Consider the following 2855-nt stretch of genomic DNA (forward strand, 5'->3'; position numbering starts at 1 on the left):
CGGCGCGCGGTCTTTGTGGGTGTTGAGGTCTATGAAGCCGCTGGTGGCGCGATGCTGCATGACCTCTTTCAGGGCGATGACGGTGGCTGGCTCGAGGATCCTGCCCTGCTCGATCGGCTGGTGACGGAAAAACTCCAGGCCGAGGTTGAGACGGTTGCGGTTGAGGGCTGGAAGTGGATCGAGGTCGCGCTTGACCTGCCCTATGGCTACAGCCACGGTCTGCGGTCCCTGTCCGGCGATCCGGCACCAATGACGGATGACGAAGGTGCGGCCCATGCCAAGCTGCTCGCCGAGTATCGGGCGCTGGAAGAGGAATACGCGGGTCAGGATGAAATCCCCGACGAGATCGACACGCGGCTTGGCGTGTTGGAAACGGAGATGGAAAAGATCGAGACCCGGCCGTTGATCTTCGACGCGGAGGAGATCGGGCGGGCAGGGGCGTTCGTCACGCTCGACCGCTACGGCGCGCTGGCCGTCTATCGCGGCTATGTGCGTCCAGAGGATGAGCCCGTTGAGGAGACCGCGGTCCAGGATGGTACTGATCCTGCGGTGGCGGGGCAGGGGGATGATCGTGATCTCACCGATGGCCATGTCAGTGCCGCTCATGGCGGAACCGTCATCATGTCGGGTGGCCAGCCGATCGGAGCTGACTTGCCGGAGGATGAGGATGACGGAGCGCTGAAGCCACTGCCCGAGCGGTTGGTCATGGAGTTGACGGCCCACCGGACGCTGGCGCTGTGTGAAGCGATCGGGCGCTCGCCGGATGTCGCGCTAACGCTGCTGCTCCGGAAGCTCGTCACGGACACCTTCCGCACCTCCTCTACTCGGGCAGCTGTCTCGAAGCTTCAGTGCGTCACGTCTACATGTCGGCGCAGGCGCCCGATCTGAAGGACAGCGTGGTGGCCAAGCTGGTCGCTGAGCGTCATGCGGAATGGGAAGCCGATCTGCCGCTTGGCGACGATGCAGCGCTCTGGGACTATTTGACGGTCCTCGACCAAGGCAGCCGTCTGGCTCTGCTGGCGCATTGCCTCAGCTTCGGCGTCAACGCGCTGCATGAAAAGGTGAACCCATACGGAGCAGGCATCTCTGCAGCCGGACTGACCCGGCGCATGGAGCATGCCGATCTCGTGGCGCGCGCGACAGGTCTCGATATGGTCGAGGCGGGCTGGGAGCCGACGGTCGACACCTATCTCAACCGCGTGCCCAAGGCCCGCACCCTCGAGGCCGTGCGCGAGGCGAAAGGGGAGGGGACTGCCCAGCTCCTCGATCACCTGAAGAAAGGCGAAATGGCCAGTGAGGCCGAGCGCTTACTGAAGGGCAGCGGCTGGTTGCCCGAGGTCCTGCGCCGGAACGATCTCGTAGCGCTGGATGATGAGGACCGTGCCGAAGGGCAGGGGCCGGATATCGATGCCGAACTGGCCGACAGCGTCAGTGAAGCTGACCTTCCTGCACTCCTGACGGATCACCTGCCTGCTGAAAGCGCGTCGATGCTGGCCGCGGAATAGCGTGATCCAGCGGGGGGCGGAGATTCCGCCCCCAATCACCCAATAGCGTAACAATATCAATAAGATGAGTGCGATTACTCGCATTCGGAATGAGGAATCATGTCTGCAACAACCATCATCGACACCGCGCCCCTTGGGGGCGCTCATTCGCTACACCGACGGCAGTCCCAAGCCGCCGGCACGCTTCACCAAGAAGCTCGCAGCCTGGGAGCGCTCGAACGGCGTGGGCCGTCTTGTGAAAAAGGAGCCACCCCGACCTTATTGGCGCGCCACGGCGTGGAGGGTCGACCTAAGTGCGCATGGTGCCTGGGGTCAGGGGAAGGCCAAGTCCAAGGTCGTGATCCGCCGCCACAGCAGAACCCAGAAGAGCGATGAGCAGTCGAACCTCGTTGCACGCGAAGGCATCGACTGTCGACGTAGCCATCCGCGTCTTGCGTTCGCGTCATTGTGACTTCGGTCGATTGATAAACGACAGCGCCGACCCGTTCAGCTACGCCCGCCGGACACACCGGATCACCGATCTCCGACCGCGGCGAAAAAAATGTGCCGCCACCGGAGAAAGTTTCTTTGGCGCGCCGCGCATCGCCCCAATCTAATTTCCGAGCCCACCGCTCTTCCGCCTTCCCGCCCGCCTCCCGCGGGCTCCCTCTTATGACACCACAAGGATCATCCTACATGACCAAACTCCTCGTTCGTCCCTCCCTGCACGGCGAATGGCCGATGCCGGTCCGGCCCGTGATCCAAAGCATGTCCGTGGGTCTCGCCAATCTCGAACACGCCGCCGCGGGAGACCTGGTCGGCTTCGCGCTCGGCCACGGTCTGGGTGCGCGCTACATCGGCGGCAGCGTCACCGAGTACGAGTGCGCCTTCATCGGCACCGGTGACGGCCGCAGCTGCGACGGCACGGTCATTCGCTTAGCGCCGCAGGCCCAATCGGTCCTCGCCAATCTCCTCCCGCGCAACCTCGTCGATGGCGAATTGGCCCGCATCTTCCACTGGGCGCTCGGTGCGCCCGAGGACGAGTTCGAGACGGTGCATTTCGCGGATTTCACCGTCGCGATGCTGTATGATCAATCCCCAAGCGAGCACGATCTCCGCGAGGTCCGGATCTTCGCCGACCCGGCGCAAGACACGCGCGACGCCGAACGGCGGGCCGCCGAGATCGGGGCGATTTTCGCGCACCTCTGCGAATGGCACGGCTTTCTCAGACGCTACCGCTGCGACCTGCCGACGCCGGACATGCTGCGCCGCGCGACCTGATCAGCCTGGGTCGGGCCCGGCCGGACCGACCCTTCTCATTCTCTCCACGAAAGTCCTTCGACGCTGATTTCCTCCACCCCAGTGACATCG

At 64.0% G+C, this 2855-nt stretch carries 1 protein-coding gene and 1 pseudogene; both read left to right on the forward strand.

The annotated features are described in order from the left end of the window. Nucleotides 1–1505, forward strand: a pseudogene (locus LCF60_RS24165) (DNA-binding protein); the annotation flags it as partial. 675 nt (nt 1506–2180) lie between these two features. Next, nucleotides 2181–2765, forward strand: a complete 585-nt coding sequence (locus LCF60_RS24170; RefSeq protein WP_292295077.1) for a hypothetical protein — start codon at nt 2181–2183, stop codon at nt 2763–2765. Nucleotides 2766–2855 lie beyond the last annotated feature (90 nt).

This window comes from Marivita sp., assembly GCF_020055635.1.
In the GTDB taxonomy this organism is placed as follows: domain Bacteria; phylum Pseudomonadota; class Alphaproteobacteria; order Rhodobacterales; family Rhodobacteraceae; genus Marivita.

Coding starts and splice junctions, on each gene's coding strand:
- LCF60_RS24170 (WP_292295077.1), top strand. CDS start 2,181: ATGACCAAACTCCTCGTTCGTCCCTCCCTGCACGGCGAATGGCCGATG.